This is a genomic window from Pedobacter endophyticus, from assembly GCF_015679185.1.
In the GTDB taxonomy this organism is placed as follows: domain Bacteria; phylum Bacteroidota; class Bacteroidia; order Sphingobacteriales; family Sphingobacteriaceae; genus Pedobacter; species Pedobacter endophyticus.
The window spans coordinates 1,769,058-1,789,972 of sequence record NZ_CP064939.1 but is presented as its reverse complement, the minus strand read 5'-3'; the positions used below and the strand labels follow the sequence as shown (position 1 = coordinate 1,789,972).

General features: G+C 41.2%; 20 protein-coding genes. 5 read left to right on the top strand and 15 right to left on the bottom strand.

Annotated features, from left to right (window positions below; genetic code table 11):
* Nucleotides 1-519, top strand: coding sequence for a DsbA family protein (locus tag IZT61_RS07135; RefSeq protein WP_196100477.1), 519 nt, complete (start codon nt 1-3; stop codon nt 517-519).
* A gap of 308 nt (nt 520-827) precedes the next feature.
* On the opposite strand, the gene hppD is transcribed toward IZT61_RS07135, so the two are convergent.
* The 6 genes from hppD to IZT61_RS07105 all read right to left on the bottom strand — a co-directional run bounded on the left by hppD (nt 828) and on the right by IZT61_RS07105 (nt 7,241).
* Nucleotides 828-1,958 carry a 4-hydroxyphenylpyruvate dioxygenase gene (gene hppD / locus IZT61_RS07130; RefSeq protein ID WP_196100476.1) on the bottom strand — a complete coding sequence of 377 codons (1,131 nt, stop codon included), beginning with the start codon at nt 1,956-1,958 and terminating at the stop codon, nt 828-830.
* A 333-nt stretch (nt 1,959-2,291) separates the two neighbouring features.
* Nucleotides 2,292-3,449 carry a homogentisate 1,2-dioxygenase gene (locus tag IZT61_RS07125; protein WP_196100475.1) on the bottom strand — a complete coding sequence of 386 codons (1,158 nt, stop codon included), beginning with the start codon at nt 3,447-3,449 and terminating at the stop codon, nt 2,292-2,294.
* Nucleotides 3,450-4,169: 720 nt separating this feature from the next.
* Nucleotides 4,170-4,808, bottom strand: coding sequence for a peptide-methionine (S)-S-oxide reductase MsrA (msrA, locus tag IZT61_RS07120; protein WP_230383893.1), 639 nt, complete (start codon nt 4,806-4,808; stop codon nt 4,170-4,172).
* A gap of 66 nt (nt 4,809-4,874) precedes the next feature.
* Nucleotides 4,875-5,327: a peptide-methionine (R)-S-oxide reductase MsrB gene (msrB, locus tag IZT61_RS07115; protein ID WP_196100474.1), complete on the bottom strand. Its 453-nt coding sequence runs from the start codon at nt 5,325-5,327 to the stop codon at nt 4,875-4,877.
* 442 nt (nt 5,328-5,769) lie between these two features.
* Nucleotides 5,770-6,207 (bottom strand): hypothetical protein, encoded by a 438-nt coding sequence (locus IZT61_RS07110; RefSeq protein ID WP_196100473.1) that lies wholly within the window; start codon nt 6,205-6,207, stop codon nt 5,770-5,772.
* A gap of 167 nt (nt 6,208-6,374) precedes the next feature.
* Nucleotides 6,375-7,241 (bottom strand): DUF3800 domain-containing protein, encoded by an 867-nt coding sequence (locus tag IZT61_RS07105; protein WP_196100472.1) that lies wholly within the window; start codon nt 7,239-7,241, stop codon nt 6,375-6,377.
* 240 nt (nt 7,242-7,481) lie between these two features.
* Between IZT61_RS07105 and IZT61_RS07100 the strand changes: the two genes are divergently transcribed.
* The 3 genes from IZT61_RS07100 to IZT61_RS07090 all read left to right on the top strand — a co-directional run bounded on the left by IZT61_RS07100 (nt 7,482) and on the right by IZT61_RS07090 (nt 10,199).
* Nucleotides 7,482-8,477: a fumarylacetoacetate hydrolase family protein gene (locus tag IZT61_RS07100; RefSeq protein WP_196100471.1), complete on the top strand. Its 996-nt coding sequence runs from the start codon at nt 7,482-7,484 to the stop codon at nt 8,475-8,477.
* Between the two features lie 203 nt (nt 8,478-8,680).
* Nucleotides 8,681-9,568: a flavin reductase family protein gene (locus IZT61_RS07095; RefSeq protein ID WP_196100470.1), complete on the top strand. Its 888-nt coding sequence runs from the start codon at nt 8,681-8,683 to the stop codon at nt 9,566-9,568.
* Between the two features lie 25 nt (nt 9,569-9,593).
* Nucleotides 9,594-10,199: a YdeI/OmpD-associated family protein gene (locus tag IZT61_RS07090; protein WP_196100469.1), complete on the top strand. Its 606-nt coding sequence runs from the start codon at nt 9,594-9,596 to the stop codon at nt 10,197-10,199.
* Between the two features lie 82 nt (nt 10,200-10,281).
* Here IZT61_RS07090 and IZT61_RS07085 read toward each other — a convergent pair whose 3' ends face one another.
* The 6 genes from IZT61_RS07085 to IZT61_RS07060 all read right to left on the bottom strand — a co-directional run bounded on the left by IZT61_RS07085 (nt 10,282) and on the right by IZT61_RS07060 (nt 16,658).
* The gene (locus tag IZT61_RS07085; protein ID WP_196100468.1) at nt 10,282-10,827 is read right to left on the bottom strand and encodes a C40 family peptidase; all 546 of its coding nucleotides are present in this window, start codon (nt 10,825-10,827) and stop codon (nt 10,282-10,284) included.
* A gap of 119 nt (nt 10,828-10,946) precedes the next feature.
* On the bottom strand, nt 10,947-11,309 hold the full coding sequence (locus tag IZT61_RS07080; protein WP_196100467.1) for a DUF4870 domain-containing protein: 363 nt from the start codon (nt 11,307-11,309) through the stop codon (nt 10,947-10,949).
* A gap of 85 nt (nt 11,310-11,394) precedes the next feature.
* Entirely contained in the window at nt 11,395-12,096 is a 702-nt protein-coding gene (locus tag IZT61_RS07075; protein WP_196100466.1) for an SDR family oxidoreductase, read from the bottom strand.
* Nucleotides 12,097-13,056: 960 nt separating this feature from the next.
* Nucleotides 13,057-14,826: an aromatic amino acid hydroxylase gene (locus tag IZT61_RS07070; protein ID WP_196100465.1), complete on the bottom strand. Its 1,770-nt coding sequence runs from the start codon at nt 14,824-14,826 to the stop codon at nt 13,057-13,059.
* Nucleotides 14,827-15,375: 549 nt separating this feature from the next.
* Nucleotides 15,376-15,879, bottom strand: coding sequence for a GtrA family protein (locus IZT61_RS07065; protein ID WP_230383892.1), 504 nt, complete (start codon nt 15,877-15,879; stop codon nt 15,376-15,378).
* 89 nt (nt 15,880-15,968) lie between these two features.
* Nucleotides 15,969-16,658, bottom strand: a complete 690-nt coding sequence (locus IZT61_RS07060; RefSeq protein ID WP_196100463.1) for a CAP domain-containing protein — start codon at nt 16,656-16,658, stop codon at nt 15,969-15,971.
* A 150-nt stretch (nt 16,659-16,808) separates the two neighbouring features.
* Between IZT61_RS07060 and IZT61_RS07055 the strand changes: the two genes are divergently transcribed.
* Entirely contained in the window at nt 16,809-18,008 is a 1,200-nt protein-coding gene (locus tag IZT61_RS07055; RefSeq protein ID WP_196100462.1) for an SH3 domain-containing C40 family peptidase, read from the top strand.
* A gap of 639 nt (nt 18,009-18,647) precedes the next feature.
* On the opposite strand, the gene IZT61_RS07050 is transcribed toward IZT61_RS07055, so the two are convergent.
* The 3 genes from IZT61_RS07050 to IZT61_RS07040 all read right to left on the bottom strand — a co-directional run bounded on the left by IZT61_RS07050 (nt 18,648) and on the right by IZT61_RS07040 (nt 20,833).
* Nucleotides 18,648-19,412 carry an SDR family NAD(P)-dependent oxidoreductase gene (locus tag IZT61_RS07050; protein ID WP_196100461.1) on the bottom strand — a complete coding sequence of 255 codons (765 nt, stop codon included), beginning with the start codon at nt 19,410-19,412 and terminating at the stop codon, nt 18,648-18,650.
* An 85-nt stretch (nt 19,413-19,497) separates the two neighbouring features.
* Nucleotides 19,498-19,905, bottom strand: a complete 408-nt coding sequence (locus IZT61_RS07045) for a helix-turn-helix transcriptional regulator (RefSeq protein WP_196100460.1) — start codon at nt 19,903-19,905, stop codon at nt 19,498-19,500.
* Between the two features lie 91 nt (nt 19,906-19,996).
* On the bottom strand, nt 19,997-20,833 hold the full coding sequence (locus tag IZT61_RS07040; RefSeq protein ID WP_196100459.1) for a ThuA domain-containing protein: 837 nt from the start codon (nt 20,831-20,833) through the stop codon (nt 19,997-19,999).
* Nucleotides 20,834-20,915: the final 82 nt, after the last annotated feature.

The following is a 20,915-nucleotide window of genomic DNA, read 5'->3' as shown; positions in this document are numbered from 1 at the left end:
ATGAGTAACTTAAAACCAGAAGTAGGCAGCCAGGATCATGCTCAAGGAGGTAAATCTGCTGCGATTACAATTGTAGAATTTGGCGATTATCAATGTCCACATTGTGGAAATGCACATCCAATTTTGAAAGAGATTGAAGAAACATTCGGCGATCAGGTGAATTTTGTATTTCGTAATTTTCCGTTACAGGAAATACATGAGCTGGCGCTGCCCGCTGCAATTGCTGCCGAAGCAGCCGGTTTGCAGGGCAAGTATTGGGAAATGCACGACGCCTTGTTCGATAATCAATATCGGTTGAGTGAAGATTTGTTTGATGAACTTGCCGAAACGATTGGCCTAGACCCCGAAAAGTTCAGATCCGATTCCGCGGCAGATACAGTTAAGGAGAAAATTGATAATGATTTTGAAAGCGGTGTGAGAAGTGGTGTAAACGGTACGCCATCTTTTTATGTAAACGGCACCAAATTCGATGGTGGAGCTACTGATCTTTATCAGATGCTTCAAGAAAGTACCAAGTAACCACACTGATCTATTAAGTACTCACTATTACTGCGCCCGTTACCTGGCAAAGTACAGCTCAACAAAAAAACCTCATGTATTTTTCAATACATGAGGCATCAGATAAGGGTAACCGGAAAACTAAAAAACTAATTATGAGTTTTTAGAATTTAACAAAACGGAAATCGCTTCTGGTGTTTCGTTAAGTCAAAGGTGCATTTCATTTATGAAGTTTTGGTGAAGAAGTTGGAAAGAGTCCAAAGTCCCTAGTCGGAAGTCTTTAGTCGGCATAGACTGAGGACTTTGGACTTCAGACTAAGGACTAACATTTACAGATTTCCCCTCAATTCTTGCTCACGCTCCAGCGATTCAAAAAGTGCCTTGAAGTTACCAGCACCAAAACTTTGAGCTCCTTTTCGCTGAATAATTTCAAAGAAAAGTGTTGGGCGATCTTCAACTGGCTTTGTGAAGATTTGCAATAAGTAACCTTCCTCATCGCAATCGACCAAAATACCCAAACTTTCTAATAGTGAAATTTCTTCATCTATTTTACCCACCCGTTGCGGCATCATATCGTAATAAGCCTCGGGCGGTGCGCTCAGAAATTCTACTCCACGAGATTTTAATTCCTTAACCGTTTTTACAATATCGTTTGTGGCAACAGCAATGTGTTGCACGCCTTCGCCCTCGTAATATTCAAGGTATTCTTCAATTTGCGATTTCTTTTTTCCTTCTGCTGGTTCGTTGATCGGGAATTTAGAGTAACCGTTGCCGTTGCTCATCACCTTGCTCATCAGCGCTGAATACTCGGTGTTGATTTGTTTGTCGTCAAAAGAAAGGATGTTAACGAAACCCATTACATCTTCGTACCACTGTACGGCCTCGTTCATGCGGTTCCAACCTACATTGCCCACACAGTGGTCGATATAAAGCAAGCCGGTATCAGTTGGCTGGTAATCACTTTTCCATTCTTCGTAACCCGGCATAAAAGGCCCGTTATAGTTCTTGCGCTCAACAAACATGTGCACAGTTTCACCATAAGTATAAATTCCGCTGATTTTAACTTCTCCATGCTCATCAGTAAGCGTTTTGGGCTCGAGGTAAGGCCTGGCGCCACGCTTGGTTGTCTCTTCAAATGCGCTGTAGGCATCATCTACCCAAAGGGCCAGCACTTTTACACCATCGCCATGTTTTTTTACATGCTCGGCAATAAGGTGGTCAGATTTTAACGCCGTTGTTAAAATTAATCTGATTTTTCCCTGCTGCAAAACGTACGATGCCTGATCGCGAATGCCTGTTTCGGGACCGGCATAAGCTACGCTCTGAAAGCCGAAGGCAGTTTTGTAATAATGTGCCGATTGTTTGGCGTTTCCCACATAAAATTCAATGTAGTCTGTACCGTTTATAGGCAGGAAATCTTGTGCTTTTGATATTTTTTCTGCAAATGTTAATGTTTCCATGTTTTTTTATTTTTTTAAGTCCGAAAGTCGGAGTTCCGAAATCGGATGATTTTAAGCCCCACCCAACCCTCCCCAGAAGGGAGAGCTTAGCATTTTGCATACACGGCGTGGCCATAAATTTTCTTTTTAGTTTTAGTCTTTCATCTCTGGGGTCTTTCAGCTTTAGTCTTTCCGCTTTTAGCTTTCATCTTCTGCTTTGCTCTTCAGACTTCGCGACTTTGGACTAACCACTCGCTTTGCCTTTGGTCTTTCAGCTTTAACCATACCGCTTTAGTCTTTCAGCTTTGCTCTCCGGACTCCGGACTCCCGACTCCCGACTTTCGGCCTTCCCGACTAACTACTCCAGCTTTTATAATAATTTTCGTCTTCAATTTCGAGGGCTTCTTGTGTAAGCATCAGTGGCCTAAACGGATCGATCATTACCGCAAGTTCATCTGTCTTTTCCTTACCGATCGATTTCTCTACTGTGCCGGGATGAGGCCCATGCGGAATTCCGCCCGGATGCAGCGTAATTTGTCCTTTTACTACGCTTTTTCTACTCATAAAATCGCCATCAACATAATATAAAACCTCATCGCTATCTACATTACTGTGGTTGTAAGGTGCCGGAATAGAGTCGGGGTGGTAGTCGTATTTGCGGGGAACAAATGAGCAGACCACAAAATTGTGCCCTTCAAAGGTTTGATGCACTGGCGGCGGTTGATGTAAACGTCCCGTAATCGGCTCAAAATCGTGTATTGAAAAAGCGTAAGGATAATGATAACCGTCCCAGCCAATATAATCGAAAGGGTGCGTGCCGTAGGTATATGGATAAATTAAACCCTGCTTTTTAATCAGCACTTTAAAATCGCCGTATTCATCGTGAGTTTGAAGGTTTTCGGGCAGGCGCAGGTCACGCTCACAGTAAGGCGCATGCTCCATAAGTTGGCCGTATTGGTTGAGGTAACGTTTTGGCGCCCTCAGCGGACTAAAACTTTCTACAATGAACAGCCGATTTGTCTCATTATCAAACTCCATTTGATAAATTGTTCCCCTCGGAATGATCAGATAATCGCCATATCCGAATTTAATTTCGCCAAAACCCGTTTTTAGTTTCCCTGAGCCCTCGTGTACGAAGATCATTTCGTCGGCCTGACTATTTTTATAAAAATAATCGGTCATCGACTTTCTCGGAGCGGCCAAAACCACATGCAAATCGCTGTTGACCAACACAGGTTTTCGGCTTTTTAAAAAGTCATCCTCGGGTTTGATATTAAAACCAATCAGGCTGGTGTGTTTTAAGTGCTTTTCGCGTGCAATTTTAGGCTCAACATTGTAGGGTTCGCCCAAATGTTTCACAATAGTTGGCGGGTGGCAATGATAAACCAATGAGTAGAGGCTCGAAAAACCCTCGGTCGAAACCAATTCCTCGGCGTAAAGATTTCCATCGGGCTTACGAAAAACCGTATGTCGCTTTGCAGGAATTTGGCCTAATTTATGATAAACAGGCATAACTATAAAATTATGGTTAGAAAGAAAATAGCTTAACAGGAAGAAAGGTAAAACGCGAATGCGTTCCAATCTGGAGAAATAGCAGGAATACTATAGTGAATACTGAGCCATGATCAATTTGGAAAGCATCTTGTAACGGCGTGCAGCGATGGCATCGTTAACTAAGTGGATATGTAATGCTTTTAAAATCATGGTTTGTTACCGCTAATTTAGGATTTTTTTTATGAAAAGCAAACTAATGTTGTTTTGGGGCGGAGTAAACGCATTCCAATTTTTGATAGATTTAAGCGAGCAGTTGAATAGAAGTGATTGTATGCTTTTTTCCAAATGAGTTACATTTGTTGTAGCGAGACGCTACCAGTGCTATTAAGTTAAGCTTGTCAATTGTCAGTCTGTAGCGAGACGCTACGACAAGGGGGGAGACAGTGAGCCAGTGCGTTAAGCCCAAAGTAGTAAAAACGTCAATGGTAGCGCCAACTATGAACGGTTGTCATCCTCAGCTTGGCTGGGGATCTTAATGCAAAGCCTAATACATTTAGATTAATTCCCGAAGTTTCGGTACCGCCTGCGCGGGAAAGACGGCAAGAATAAAGGTCATTCCTATTAAGCTAATGCCTAAATCCTTTTTATAATGTCAATAAATAGCTTAACTCAATAGCATTGGAGGCGCTACCACGAGCAGGGATTTTGGGTGGATGCCATTTGTATCCACCCGGTTCTTTATTCCTTTCTATCCAAAAAAGAACCAAACCGCTCATAATGACAGGTATAACCATTCGGGTGCTTTAATAAATAATCTTGATGTTCTTCTTCTGCCGGCCAAAACTTTACATAGGGCTCCAGCTTGGTTACTACTTTTCCATCCCATCTTTTCGATTGATCTACAATGCCGATTACTTCCTGGGCTATCTTCTTTTCTGCTTCATTTTGATAAAAAATAGCCGAACGGTAGCTCGAACCCCGATCATTTCCTTGTCTATCTACGGTGGTTGGATTATGTATGCGATAGAAATAGTCCAATATTTCTCTGAAATTCGTCGCTGTTGAGTCGTAGGTTATTTCAAGCGCCTCTGCATGTCCCGGATGGTTGTCATAAGTTGGGTTTTGATTATCGCCGCCTATATAACCGACTTCTGTATCGAGCACACCTTTTTGTTTTCTAAAAAGTTCTTCCATTCCCCAAAAGCAACCGCCCGCAATATACGCTCGTTTAGCGTTTTTTAGGTTTTTGGTGGCCAATGGTTTAATTTGATTGTTTGCTTCCTGCTTCGCTTTTTGGTTACTGTCTGTTGTGCCGCACGCCACAAAGGTTACCAGCAAAAAGAATGGCGATAATAAGCTGAATATCTTCATTTTCATTTTTTTTGTTATTGAATTTAAATTGCGAATTTTTTTAAGGATCTGTAAATAGATCTGTTTGGGGAATTAAGCTCCTATTTTGATCAAATCGATCGATTCTGAATTAATGCAATACCTTAAACCGCTGGGCTCAGGTCCATCGGGGAATACATGCCCCAAATGTCCGTCGCAATTATTGCACATCACCTCCACACGAATCATTCCGTACGTGGTGTCTTTTTCGTATTTTATTGCGTTCTCTCTTATCGGCTGTGTAAAACTTGGCCACCCACTGCTAGAACTGAATTTAATGGTCGAATCAAACAGTTCGTTATCACAGCAGATGCATTTGTACTTACCTGCATCATGTGCATGGCAAAAAGCGCCACTACCGGCTGGCTCGGTACCTTTTAAACGCGTAATCCTAAATTGTTCGGGCGTAAGCAAGGCTTTCCATTCAGCTTCCGTCTTCTCCACTCTTTTATCGGGCGTAGGATTGCCCTGGTTCGTATATTTGATAACGTCGTTCCAGTTTATCATGATTTTTTCTTTTGCTATATTTACGCAAATTTACGTTTGTTGTGCGCCATTTCGATGTCATCTTTCATTTATGGCCGGTTAGTTTGGGTTTAATAGAAAGCTTCGATGCATCAACCGTCATATTCGTTGAACAGGTGTTTTGGCTGGCCACATTTTTTTATTGTTTTGTCCATTTGGGTTAGTGTTTTACGAAAAAAGCGATTGCTACTGCTATTGCAACTCAAATTCCTACTCCAACACCTGTTGTTGGTCGCCAGTTTCCGTTAATATAATTTAGGAAGCCTCGATAATATGTCGGCCATACAGGCACAATAAAGCCCAACAACGCTCCAGTAGATAAAGTTGAAATGCGTGAGCTAAATATTTTTTATTTCTCAATTTCCTTTACTTTTCGAAAGATGCGCTGTAGTGGCTCGCCCTTTTTTTTACGTATAATAGTAAATCAATTTCTTTTCAATTTCTCTACGTCTGCTTTTAAATCATCGGTAGCTTTGGATAATTTTTCGATTCTATCCCACATTCCGTCCATGCTTCTTTCTCTATCGCTAGTGCTGTAAGCTCCATCTTTCATTATTTTAACATCTCCCTTTAAATCTTGAACACTACTTTTTAGCTCCCTTAACTCATAAACAGCTCCTTTTAGCTTCTTAAAGTTATCTTCACTTGTTTCCAAGCCGTTCTTCAAATCTTCAACTTTGCTTTCTAATCCAGCAATTTTTTGCTTTTGTTGCTCATACTGCTCGCTTATTTCGGCTATTTTTCTTGATAAACTAGCGATAGTGACCGTTGAAGTCGCCACTTTTTGCTGAGATAACGACGATTTAGGCACAGGCTTTTTTTGTTGAGCAAACTTATATTTATTATGGCGAAAAATAAACATGGTAAAACAATATGTTTCATCGTGACTAGATTCTTAAGCTTCATTTTCTTTTTTTTTGATGTTTTTTTGTTCTTTCATTTGCTTTTATTTTTAACCAGAGGATTTTATGCCTGTTATTCGTGGTGGAGACCTATGCTACTTTTTGTCCTCACGAATCATTAGTTGGTTCAGTCCCTATTCCTTTTCATTTTTTCCAAATCGGCTAATAGCTCTTTAGTGAGTTTGTTTCTATAGCACATATCGCTAGGGACCTCTCTTATGCCTGCTCCCCACACTGTTTGTTTATGACACCTCAAATTTGGATAGATGTAGTCGTAAAACATGATTTTCCCCATTTCATAGTTGTTAGACTTTAAGCCCTTTAAAATCGACGAAAAAGCTCCCGAAATGAAATCTGTTAGTTGAATCCCAACACTTTGATGCGAATATTCGATATTTAAACTGTCCTTAATGTGTTTATAAGAACTAATGAAGTCACCAGAACTAAAAAGGTCAAAATAGATATCTCTCAAGTATTTGTCTGTATTTTCACATACTGGGTCAAAAAACATTACAGCTAAATTTTGTCCGTCCCTTGCCTGAGTTTCCATTTCTACACGTTGCATGTGCTCCTGGAGATGCATTTTTAACATCGCCTTTTCATTAATCTTTGGACAGGTTCGGTTTTCTGTGTGAGTAATAATAATCTTTTTGTAGTCAATATAATTCAAGAGGCTTAAACTGCTATCAACAAACTCAATCAGCGACTTGTAACTGTGGTGCTCTAAGAATTTGAAATCTTTATTTTTTGGAATTTCTTTTTTTTCCTTTTGGAACTTTCTTAGCTGCCATAAATAAGCCCATTTTATTTCTCGTTCCAATGGTAGATCGTATTCTACTTTTAAATCACGGAAAAGCGTATTGATTTTTTTCCAGTCATCCGCTTTTATTATTAAGGTACATCTAATATAATATGGGTGCACAGCAACGTGCTTAATGGTTTTTTCTGTCTGATAGGCCCCACATTCATCGCTGAATCCAAAAAATATGCTCATGGTACAAGGTTGTTGTTTATATTGCTGTTAGCTTCTTAAAATTAGACAGATTGTCTGAACACAACTGCTGAATATTGATTATTGGTACCCGTTATTAATGCGGTAGAAATTCCTATAAGTTGTAAAATCTAATATATGAATAAAAAATATCCGTTAGCGCAAAAGCCATAAATTTTTTAACTTTATTGGTGCTTTAGCATATTTCCGTAGCTTTGCCAACACCTTTTAACCAAATTTTTTATGAAATTAGTATCGTACAAAACCGAAGATAGTGCACATTTGGGCCTGTTTATAGATGGGCATATTTACAACCTAAACAGTTGTGATAAGTTGATCCCTGATAACATGAGTGAGTTTTTGCAGGGCGGGGAAGTACTAATGGATCGTGCAAAAAAGGTAGATACCGACATCAAAAACGGAGGCTTAACAGCGAAAGAAGAAGTTTTTTATGAGCTTTTGGCACCTGTTCCAAATCCAACAAGCTGCCGCGATGCATATGCGTTTAGGCAACATGTAGCTGCGGCTCGCCGTAACCGAAAGGTTGATATGATTCCACAGTACGATGAATACCCGATTTTTTATTTTACCAACCATAATTCCATTCAAGGCAACGGCGAAATTGAGTGTATGCCCGATCATTTCGAAAAGCTCGATTTCGAACTCGAACTGGCCATCGTTATCGGCAAAAAAGGCAGAAATGTTAAAGCTGCTGATGCCGACAGTTACATTGCCGGTTATATGATTATGAACGATATGAGCGCCCGAACTTTGCAAATGGAAGAGATGGTGCTGAACCTTGGCCCGGCCAAAGGCAAAGATTTTTGCACCGCTATTGGGCCATGGCTGGTTACGCCCGATGAACTGGAAAAGTACAAGGTGCCGGCGAAAGAAGGACACGTTGGCAATGCTTACGATTTAAAAATGACCTGCCGCGTAAACGGCATTGAGGTATCGAAAGGAAATGCTGCCGATATGGATTGGACCTTCGCCGAAATTATTGAGCGTTGTGCCTATGGTGTTGATATTTTACCAGGTGATGTAATCGGATCGGGAACGGTAGGCACAGGCTGTTTTCTTGAGCTAAATGGTACGGGTTTGTTTAACGACGCCAACTATAAAGCGCAATGGTTGCAACCGGGCGACATTGTAGAAATGGAAATAACCGGCTTGGGAGCGCTAACGAATAATATTACCAGGGCTGATACCGATTTTTCTATTCTGGCCTTAAAGAAATAGTAATCCTTAAATACAAGATCGATTGTAAGCAAGAGCGTTCGCATTGATGAAAATTTGTCTTTTCAACCGAAGCGCTCCATAGGAGCACCTTCGGAAGAGCAATCTTGCATCTGCTTTTCAGAGACAATGCAGATGGTGAGACTGCCTTTAGAAAAGGTGCAACCGCTTTTCAAAACATCGTACACTTTCAATTTTTTTATATCGTGCTCACACTAAAAACGGAAGACTTAAGCGCTGTTGAACTGCAAAATTACTTGCAGTATGCCATTGCGCCACGTCCAATTTGTTTTGCTTCTACCATCGATGCTGATGGAAATGTCAATCTAAGCCCTTTCAGCTTTTTCAATATGTTTAGCACCAAACCGCCGATTTGCATTTTTTCTCCGGCCCGGCGTGTAAGGGATAACACCATAAAACATACCTTGGAGAACGTTTTACAGGTAAAAGAATGTGTTATTAATGTTGTAAACTACAATATGGTGCAACAAATGAGCCTCGCGAGCACCGAATATGCGAAAGGGATTAACGAGTTTGAAAAATCTGGCTTTACCATGTTGAAATCTGAAATTGTCAGGCCACCGCGGGTGGCCGAAGCACCTGTTCAGTTCGAATGCGTAATTAATGAGGTAATCTCTTTGGGAAACACCAATGGTGCAGGGAATTTGGTTTTAGCCGAAATTAAGTTGATTCATATTAACGAGGATATTTTGGGCGATGATGGCAAAATAGACCAGAAAAAAATAGATTTGGTGGCTCGCCTTGGTGGCGATTGGTATTGCCGCGTTACCGATGCCAACTTATTCAAGGTTGCTAAACCTTTGGCCAAATTGGGAATCGGCGTTGATAGTTTGCCTCAGTCGGTGCGTTTATCGAAAGTTTTAACGGGTAACGATTTAGGTATGCTGGGCAATGTTGAGCATTTGCCGAGTGACGACGACATAGATTTAATTGGTTTGCATACCGAGGTAAAAGAGGTTTTGGATGCAACTATTGGCGATGCGACGAACAGAGAAAGGGAGCTGCATGAGCTGGCGAAAAAATTCCTCCAGCAAGGCGATGTGGAGCTTGCATTAAAAATAGTTTTACTTTAACTTAAGCATTCAAAAAACAATCGATATGCATACCAGTGTTCAGGTAGATCAATACATTATCAAATCGGCGGAATTTGCCATTCCTATTTTAGACCATTTGCGTAACCTCGTTCATCAGGCTGATGCCCGCATTGAGGAAAAAATAAAATGGGGAATGCCATTTTTCGAATTAAAAGGCCCGGTTTGTCATATCGCTGCGTTTAAGAACCACTGCGCATTCGGTTTCTGGAAAGCTTCGCTGATGCAGGATGAGCACAAACTGTTTAGCGATAAAAGCACCGCAATGGGTACATTGGGCAAAATAACATCATTTAACGACTTGCCCAGCGATGAGATTTTGCTTGCCTATATTCAAGAAGCCATTCAGTTAAACGAAGACAACATCAAACTGCCTCCCAAAACCAAAAAGGCAGAATCGACACCACTTATTATTCCTGAATATTTTATCGATGCCCTGCAGCAAGATTCGAAAGCAATGGCCGTATTTCAGAATTTTAGCCAATCGAACAAAAAGGAATACGTTATGTGGCTCGAGGAAGCTAAAACCGAAGCAACAAAGCAAAAAAGACTACAAACTGCTATTGAGTGGATTGCGGAGGGAAAGCCGCGAATGTGGAAGTATTTGAAGTAGAGGGGAGTCTTGAGTCGGGAGTTGGGAGTCTTCAGTTGTGAGTTGTGAGTTGTCGTGATACTTGATACTTATGTCTTGATACTTAAATAATACTAACAATTTTAAGAAACCGGTTTTGATAATGGCCGTTTAGCGGTGTAATGGTTACGCCATGGGCCTTGCCCGACGATGCGTGAATAAACTTGATCCCATCGTCATCAATCGAATAAACAATGCCGACATGGCCTATTCTTCTTATTTTGGAATTGCTTCCGGTAAAAATCAATACATCGCCAACTTTAGCATCTTTTAAAGTGGTTTCTTTCCCTGCGTAGCTAAACTCCCGTGATGAACGGGGAACTTTGAAGCCGAAATTACTGAATACGTAGCTCACAAAACCCGAACAATCGAAGCCAACTTTAGGGTTACTGGTTGCATAGCGGTAAGGAATGCCAAGCATGCTTTTGGCAAAATCGATCAACGATTCAGAGCTGGTTTCCTGCTCCTTTTCAATAACTTTGACCTCTTTCGGCAAATTTGTTGCTAAATGCTTAACCAGTTCCTGGTATTGTGGTGGGAGTATTGTTTGGGCTTTTGCTGTTGTAACAAACAAAATGAAAAACAAAATCGGGAATATTATTTTCTTCATATGTTGGTTTCAAAGATAGAAAAAATATCCAAAGCCGCTCATAATGTTGAAAATGAGTATAAAAAAAGCCGCCTTGGGTAAGTCCGAAGCAGCTTTTTTTATTTTAAGATAAATGAAGACTAGATTGTTGAAAACATTTTTTGTGCACTTTCACCCATAAACGGGAGTGGTCTCTGCTGGCTGTTGTTTGCAATTAATATGCCCAAAACAATGTAGATAAGAGAAACAATGGAAAATGCGTAGCCCAAATAGGCTATAATGCCTGCCGCCAAAATTGTACCAATTACCGATAAAGCGCCCCAAATAACGAAGGTAGCCAAATGAAGTAATAACGATTGCCTTAAATGGTACGTTGATAATGAAGTCTTTTTACCCTTGTACAGCGCAAAATAAGAAATCAGCCAACCAAAAACAGTAATATAGCTCACAATTGCGGCCATTTTACCATTGTCTGTACTTTTAAGAGGGGTATTCGTTTCCATATTTTTTAAAGTTAGTTTAAGCGGATGTAAACAAATAGGGAAACTGTTACCAAGATACTGAAAATGATTTGGATAAAAAAATTTATTATGGGGTAGTCACCGCAACTGGCAGAATTTTTCCGTTAAAAAATTTATGGCCCGTTTTGGCGAAATCGGCAATGTACTTGCCCATTTCAAAGGCCATAACCGGACTCTGGTAACCGGGGAAAGCCGCCTCCAACATCTCGGTTTGTGCCGAACCCAGCGCCAGGCAATTTACTTTAATTCCGGTTTCTGCCAGCTCAAAAGCCAAACATTCGGTTAAAGTATGTAAAGCGGCCTTACTTGCCGAATACGCCGATAAGCCGGAGAATTTTACGCTACCCTGAAAGCCGCCCATGCTACCGATATTCACAATATGGCTTCCGCTTTGCATTAAAGGCAAGGTGTTTTGGATCATCCTGAAGTGCGATATTACGTTGCTTTGCAGCATTTCGCCCAGGTCTACCTCGGTAGTTTCTAAAAACGGTTTGTTAACCAGGGCGCCCGCATTATTAATTAAAATATCGATAGTTCCAAGACGTTCTTGCAAAAAGGGAATAAGTGCGGCATAGTCGTCGTTTACAATGTCGAACTCAACCGGTAGCAAGGTACAGTCGGGGTTTATGCCTCTTGCAATTTCTAAAAGCTTACGCAGTTTATCTGCCGAACGGGCAATTGCAACTACTTTATTCTCTTTTTGTAAACTAAATTCCAAAGCAGTTTCGAAACCAATGCCACTGCTTGCGCCGGTAATTATAATGTTCATTTGTATTGAATTGTGACGCTGTAAAAATCAGATCTTTTTGCGACAAAACAAACTGCTAAATAAAATTGGGTTTAATTCACGGTTTAGACTAAGCTCCAACTCTGGTTTTTTAAAAAACGAAAAATTGAATGCTATAGATTTAGTGCCGTCATGCAGAGCTTTAACTCCCGTCTGACCGGACGGGCAGGTTTTTCAAAAAAATCAATATGAATGACGTAAAAAGCAACCACCTCCCTAAAGGGATGCCTTTGGCACTTGCCTCCCGAAGAAATCGGGAGGAGTTGGACAGTGCGAACTTTGATGGTATCTGAGGTCAGATGGTTGTGCAGTTGCGACTCTCCTCTTAATTTAGGAGGGGGTTAGGGTGGTTAGCTATTAGTGCTGTTTATCAGTATGTTGAAAAAAAAAAGTTAATGGTAGCGTAATAAAGGATCCCCAAGCGATGGAACCCAAAACCCAAAATTCCACTACCAAAAAAACGGTACATTGTGTGGGCAAGCTTGGTAGTGTATAAGAAGCCGGTGCTTTCCCCAGAAGTCTTATCATGTGGACACATCTTTATTTCTCCGCCGTCATTCCCGCGCAGGCGGGAATCTTAATGCTCGGCAACCAATTTTAGCGCATTACGATTCCCAGTCAAGCTACCAATGACAGAAATAAGAAAGATCGACATTGCGAGGCACAGCCAGGCCCGATTTTTCGGAAGCAATCTCATTTCGTAAATCAGATTGCTTCAGCTGAGTTTATCTTGAGCGTAGCCGAAAGGCACGAACCCAGCTTGGCAATAACGATTCGGTGAAAAACTTGTCATCTCAACTCCTTTATTTTTCTAAAACTAATCTCTGACGATCACGACTGGTTGAACAGAAAAGCATCTACACCATTGGCGAACTAGAGGTAAGCCGTTCTACGGCATCAACAAAACGTATACAGTTATTAGCAACTTGTAATGGATGGCTGCTACAACTGTTGGCTAACCGGATTTTTGATCACATGCAGGCCATCGCTAATCAGCTTGGTATGATCGGGCTCTTTACTTGCCTTAATTTCCAAATAAACCTGAACTTCCCTTTCCAGCTGATGATGCATCTTTTTATGATAAACAATCTCCAATACTTCGAGGGCACAGAGCCAATCTTGCCGATGATTTGCTTTCAGTTCCTTAAAAATTTCGGTTAATTCACTCAAGTTTTCGCCGCTTTCCCGAATTTCACGCACCCGTTGATACAATTTGTGCAGTTGTAACGTTTTGTTATCGTACGTAATTTTGTGCGTTTTCTCGTTACTAATCAAGGTAATTTCCTCAAAGGCATCCTTATCAGCTGCGCCGTTAAAAACCGAAACTATTTTTTCACCCACAGCCATATCATAATCGCCCCACTCGGGCTTAAATAACACATTTTTATTGCTTTCGGTAACAGTACAATTAGTAAACTTAATCAACAATACCTTTCCGTTTTCCCTTAATACATCAATTATCAGTCCCTCAACTGCAATTCCGCTTTCGAAAACAAGCTTTGCGCCATTAGCGCTGTGCCTTAAGGCTTCAACTTCCTGTTCACTATAATCTTCTAATGGCTTCACGGCGCCTTTAAGCCTGCCCACGGGCGATGAAAAACCATCTTTATGGTAGTTTTTGCCATGGCCCGTTAACTGTTTTCCATTTAAGGCCAAAGCCGATGGGCCTGTAGTTTTAATAAATGTAACCTCGTCGCTGGCGCTGATGCCAATATCAGTAAATATTCCCGTAACCTGCAAGCCCGAACTGTAAACAGCTGTCGAAGTATTTTTGCAGGCAATCGCTTTCATAATACTTTCCGTTCCGCCACGCCTAAAGGCCATTGTATCGGCAAATTGCTCCAAAACGTCAATCAAGTTTTGAAATGTTTCGGTAACGAACAACTGTGGTTGCGTTTTAGTAATATCGTAGGTATAGTTTAACGTATCAATATTGTACCAAAGCTTTTTTACATCAGGCTGCATACAAGTGGCGCTTTCGCCGATAGAAGAAAGTAAGCCAGCACCATAAATTTTTGGGTCTTCTAATGTTCCGATTAAGCCGTATTCTACCGTCCACCAATGCAGGCGGCCCAACAAGGCCATTTCAGACGGTTCGCCCATATTTTCGCTAATGAACCGGAGTTCTTTTTCCGCTTTGGCAATCTCCGTTTCATCGGCATCTGCTGCTTCCTTTAATATCGATAGCTTTCTAATGGCCTCATATAACTCAAAATCTTTTGCCGAAAACATGGCCTTTGCACCAATTGAGCCGAAGTAACTTAAGTAATTGTTATAATTGGTATCGGCAATAATAGGAGCGTGGCCAGCACTTTCGTGAATAATATCTGGTGCAGGCGTGTACTCGATATGATTAATCTGACGGATATCGGCCGCAATAACCAACACCCGATAAGCCTGATATTCCATAAACGCAGCCGGCGGAATAAAGCCATCAACGGTAACGGCACCCCAACCAATTTTGCCTAAATTATCGTTCATGGTTTGCAAATCGGGAATATACTCTATACTTAACCCCGCCCGCTGGAGCCCTTTAATGTACGGATAGTACGCCACATTTTTGAGGTAGCTATAGTTTTGGCGCATAACATACCGCCAAACCGCCTGATCGATTGGCGTGTACTTTTCATAGTTCTGGGCTACAATAAATTGTTTTAAATGGCGGGGCAACTTCGCTACCTGCGCATTGTTAAAATCGTTGAAATGGCTCATCGGTTATGAAATAAGTTAGTCATCGGCTAAGTTAGCGTGTTGTTTTTATGTTGACAAATCGGCATGAAGATAAATAGTTTATTAGTCATCCGATGAATATGGGCTACCAGTTTAGATTCATCGGATGACTGACTATTAACAGGTCAAGGCACCAGAGGTTTATCAGTTGAGATTTGACAAGACCGAATGCGCTATCGAAGAACAGTAGTCTGAATATTTACCTTCATAACACAAACTTCATAAACAGCGGTTTTGATTGGATTTTTGCGATAAGCGTAAATTCCTTTTTCATGGAAAATGAACATTCGGTAGGTTTTGGCGGCTTTAAGTCCCGCTATTGCCTATAGTCCTCGCTTGGCCACGCCACAGACCTCGCTCGCTCCGGGCTATCTGGCGCTATCAGGTTCAAGAACAGCGGCTCGTTAGCAACATTCAAAAGCCTTCAAAAAAAAGTTTGATCAAAAACTGTTGTTTAAAAATTAGTGTAAGCAAGCAGACAATTGGCAATTAACCAAATAACTAATTCAACAATCAAAACAACTAACCTGTTCAACTGTCTTTCCCGCGTCCAATCTTCTTTACGCTAAATGTGAAATAGTGCTGATAAAGGTAGCTGAACAGGGCCATGAGTACCGAAACCAAAATCCGCGAAAGCATTGACAACGTTGGATAATCCCTTAAAAGCTCAAGCAAAAACTTCAGCAGCACATAGTTTGCCAGAATGTTGATCAACTGGAGATTTAAGAACCTAAAAAGCTGCACGCGGCCTCGTAATTCGCTATGCGTAAAAATAAGGTATTTGTTGAGCAAGAAACTGGTGGGAATGGCAATGCAATAATCGACCAGCAGGCAGGCGGTTTCTCGTTGCAGCACAATAATGCCAAAGTCGACTTCCTCGGCCTTAAAGATGAAAAAATAAGCAAAGTAATAGCTTAAAATGCCTAAAAGCAGCGTTCCGCCGCCGGTTGCCATGTACCTGAAATTATGTGGGGAAATATATTTTTTAAACGGGGGATAAAAAAAATCTATAAAAGCTAAAATCGCCTGACGCATGTATCGTAATCGTTGGTTAGCAGCAAAGGTAGTTTTTTTAATAAAAAATCGCTTCGAATTTTATTCGAGGTAGAACGGCGGTGGATAGTTTAGCGGTTGTTACTGTAAAAAACGGGTTGGGCTACAAAATCCATCACAGCGCACCACGAGTAAGCCGGATGCGGTTGTATGCTTACGCCAACTGTGTTTAGCTTATACTTTTGATCGATGATGTTGAAGCGGTGCCCAAGTGCCGGTACGCCACAATCGAGCAATAAATGACAAACGATTTCCAAACTGGTTGAATAGCCGAAATCGATATTTTCGCTCATAGCCTTGTTGGGAAAATATTTTGAGAGCCTTTTCGAGAATTTGTCGCCATTGCTGCTGTCGTGCGATTCTAAGTTGTTTCGGTTCAAATCTTGTGCATGGCCGCGGCTCAATGCCGTTAATTTCTCGTCGGGATAAAATAGCTGCAGGTTTTTTACTGGTCGTAAGTGCTTAAGTAACGAAGTGTAGTACGGGTTTGTCCTCGTAATTTTCAGCTCATTGTAATTGCGGTACTGTTTAACCTTTGCGTTATAATTGTTGATGTAATCTTCTAAAAAAGTGTAGTAAAATTTCTCACCATCTATGCGCACAAGGTTGAGGTATAGCACAATGTCTTTCTCCTCGTTGGTTAAATAATCTGCGTTTGCCGCGGTATTTGCCCGCCTCAATTCGGCATCAGTCCATTTTTGGGCATAAGTGGAGAGGCCGAGAAAGATCAGCGAAATAAGCAATAAAGTTTGTTTGTACATCGGGAACGATTTGAAAGGATAACGCCAATAAAAAACATTTATTTTTGACTTGTTGGTTTTTATGGTGTTTTGACTCGGTAAGCGATAAGTTACAACGTTGAAATGTTATTGAAGCATGATTTTTTGTAGTTTTAGGCTTTCCTATTGTTAATGAGAAAACTACTTCTTTTTTGCGCCTTGCTGGCGTTTTGCAATGCAGTTAATGCGCAGATAGACACGCTGGGCTTTAGAAAAATCTTTAATGAGGTAAAAACTGAATGGGCTCCAGACAGGCGATCTGTTTATTTTAATATGCAGCTTAAGGGCGATACGGCGCTGGTAGAAAGCACTTCGCAAAATGCGTTAAAGGCACTGAGTGCAAAGGCGAAGGGCGTTGCGGGCTTGTTGCTTATAAATAAACTGCTTCCGCTAGCTGAGTTGAACGGTTTTAATTATGGGCTGGCCAACTTATCGGTTTGCAATAACCGGGCTGCACCACAAAATGCAGCAGAAATGATGACGCAGATGATTATGGGAACGCCTGTTGAGGTGTTAAAAAAACAAGGTGGTTTTTATCTGGTTAGAACACCGGATGGTTATTTATCATGGACTGACGGAACGGCGGTGAGCTTAATGAATAAAGTTGATTTTGAAGCCTGGAAAAAATCAAAACGAATGATTTATCTGGAGGATTATGGGCATGCTTTTAGCAAAGCGAGCGAGAAATCGATGCGGGTATCTGATTTGGTAAAAGGAAATATTTTAGAGATTAAGGGTGAAGAAGGGGCGTTTTATCATGTTTTGTTTCCTGATAAGCGACTGGGCTACGTGAGTAAAAAAGAGGCGGGAATGTTCGACAAATGGCAGGCCAGAGTAAACCCAAATGCCGAAGCCATTTTAACTATGGCCAAAACCTTATTGGGCGTGCCGTATTTATGGGGCGGAACATCGGTTAAGGGAGTAGATTGTAGTGGCTTTACAAAGACGAGCTACTTTTTAAACGGCATTATCATTCCCCGCGATGCCTCGCAACAGGCTTTAGTTGGAGAGGATGTTGAGGTGCTCGAAAATGATTCTACCAGCATCGAAAAATGTTTAAAAAACCTTCAGGCCGGAGATTTACTGTTTTTTGCAGCGGCGAAATTGAGGGGAGCATCAAACGGAAGGGTAACCCACACAGCAATTTACATGGGCGACGGTGAATTTATACAGTCGGCGGGGATGGTGAGGATAAACAGTTTAAACCCCCGTGCGCCGAACTTCGATGAGCGGGAGTATAGGAGTTTGGTAAGCGCCAAAAGGTATTTAAAGCACATTGGCACTAACGAAATTACGAGAGTAGACCAGCATGAATGGTATGGACGAGAGTAGTTAATTGGTTTCATTAGTTTGCAATTAGCAGTTGGCAGTTAGCAATGACCAATGAACAAAAACCAATAAGCAAAATATAAACAAAAGAGTCATCGGATGAATATAGCGAGCGTTCTAGGTATTCATCCGATGACTGACGAACCAATGACCTATGAACAAAAACCAATAACCAAAATATAAACAAAATAGTCATCGGATGAATATAGCGAGCGTTCTAGGTATTCATCCGATGACTGACGAACCAATGAACCAATGACCAATGAACAAAATATAAACAAAATAGTCATCGGATGAATATAGCGAGCCTTCTAGGTATTCATCCGATGACTGATGAACCAGTGACCAATGAACAAAAACCAATAACCAAAATATAAGCAAAATAGTCATCGGATGAATATAGCAAGCGTTCTAGGTATTCATCCGATGACTGATGAAACAATGACCAATGAACAAAAACCAATAAGCAAAATATAAACAAAAGAGTCATCGGATGAATATAGCGAGCGTTCTAGGTATTCATCCGATGACTGAAAAACCAATGACCAATGAACAAAAACCAATAAGCAAAATAGTCATCGGATGAATATAGCGAGCGTTCTAGGTATTCATCCGATGACTGATGAACCAATGAACGAGTTCTTACAAGAACATACCTCCTGAGGCCTCGATGCGTTGGGCGTTAATCCACCTCGCATCTTCGGTGCATAAAAAGGCAACCAAGCCGCCGATATCGTCTGGTAAGCCTACGCGGCCCAAAGCGGTTTGGCTGGCGATTGTTTTGTTCAAATCGGCATTATCCCGAACAGCTCCGCCGCTAAAATCGGTTTCAATGGCCCCCGGCGCTACAATATTCGATCTGATTCCCCGCGAACCTAATTCTTTAGCCTGATATCTTGTCAACACCTCCATAGCGCCTTTCATCGAGCCATAAGCCGACGAGCCGGGTAAGCTGAAGCGTGCAAGGCCGCTTGAAATGTTTATAATTCCTCCGCCATCGTTTAAAAGTGGCAATGCTTTCTGAGTGATAAAAAATGGTCCTTTAAAGTGGATGTTTACCAGGTTATCGAAATCTTCCATTTTGGTTTCGGCAAATGCAGCGTGAAGGCCAGTACCAGCATTGTTCACTAGAAAATCAAATTTATCGGCATTAAAAACCGATTTCAAAACTGTTTTAAGTTCGGTAAAAAAAGCATCGAACCCTGCGGCATTGGCAACATCTAATTGTAGGGCTGCGGCATTTACACCGAGTTTTTTAACTTCTTCAACTGTATTTTCTGCATCGTCTTTTTTCGATTGATAGGTTACGATAACATCAATTCCCTTTGCTGCAATTTTTAGTGCAGCGTTTTTTCCTAAACCACGGCTACCGCCAGTAATTAAGGCAATTTTATTTTGTGTTTCCATTTTTCTATTTATTTAAAACAAAATTAAGGTAAACCCCATCACTAAAATGGTGAGTAGTTAAGTTATAATGGTGACAGTTTAAGTTTTATATGGTGAAGATTTCCTTTTTTTCGGTCAGCGATTTGAAATAAGCTTCGCGATACTGCTTTGGCGTTTGGCCGGAAAAGTGCTTAAAAAACTTGGTAAAGTTAGAAGGATCGTAAGTTAACGTTCGGGCAATTTCTGCAATGGGCGTGCTTACGTTTTGCAGCATCGATTTCGAGATTTCCATTAAGCGCTCTTCGAAAAAGAAGCATGGAGAGTGGCCTGTTGCGGCCTTAATGGTGTTGCTGAGGTGCGTAGGGTGAACATGAATCAGCTCGGCAAAATCTCTGACTTCGAACATTTCCGTTGCCCGGCCCGATACAATATCGTCCAGATGTTTATCCAGTTCCTTTAAATAATCGGCAGCAATCTCGTGTCGGCGGGCAAAGAACTTTTCAGGAATTTTCATTTCTATTTTGCTTTGATGGTAAGCAAATATAATGTTGTAGCCGTTCAAAAACGAAATCGCAAGCGCTTACTTCTTTTTTATGACGCAAAAGTTATTTGGTTTGCTTTCCCGAGCCCAGCCACATTAAGCAATTTAAAATCATCTGGTTCTGTATTTTGTTTCCAAACGTTTGAGAGAGGGTTTTTTCCGTATCGCCGTATTTATGCTCGTAGTCAATATCGTTGTGCCCCATGTTGATATACACCATTTTGAAATTTTTATTGCTCCAAACTACAGGATAATATCCGCTGGTCCATATTTCGTGCTGCTTTGGTCCGGTTCCGAGTGGAAAACTTGTCGAATCAATAGACAATAAGATATTGATGTCGGGATTTTTTCTCAGATCGTTTTGCCACCGATACCACTCGTTCGGCTGTGCCTTAAATGTTTGAGGAAGCTTTTTTGTGATCGGGTGTTTCCCGTTCTCTACCCTTAGTATAGCCGAAGTGGGTCGCCAGGTGTTGCTTGCATATGCTCCCGATCCCAAAAAAGTGTTGTGGTACCAATCCCAGTTCGTATCATAAGCTGATTTGGCTAATGCAAAAGCCGAAAAATGGAATCCCATCCATGCGCCGCCGTTTTCGATATGGGTTTGGAATGCGGCCCGCTGTTCGGGTTTTTCTGGCCGCGTATCTAAAAATATAACCACCTGGTACTTCGCAAGGAATTTGGCATTGAGATTATCCCAATTGGCGGTCGAATCGTAGCTGAAACGGTATTTTTTGGCAATTTTAGAAAACCACTGGTTGGCCTCATGCACGAAACTGATGTGCGCCTGATCATTTTTTGCGGTATAAAAAGCAATAATATTAAACTTCGGCTTGCTTTGCTGTGCAGAAAGTAGCGTTGACGCTGCCAAAATGATACAGGTAAGGATAGATTTGAGCATTTGGTTAGTTTTACTTCAATAAAGTTATTTAAACCTGCCGCAATTTTGAATTTTAAATGGGCAAAATTATCCCAATTGCTTT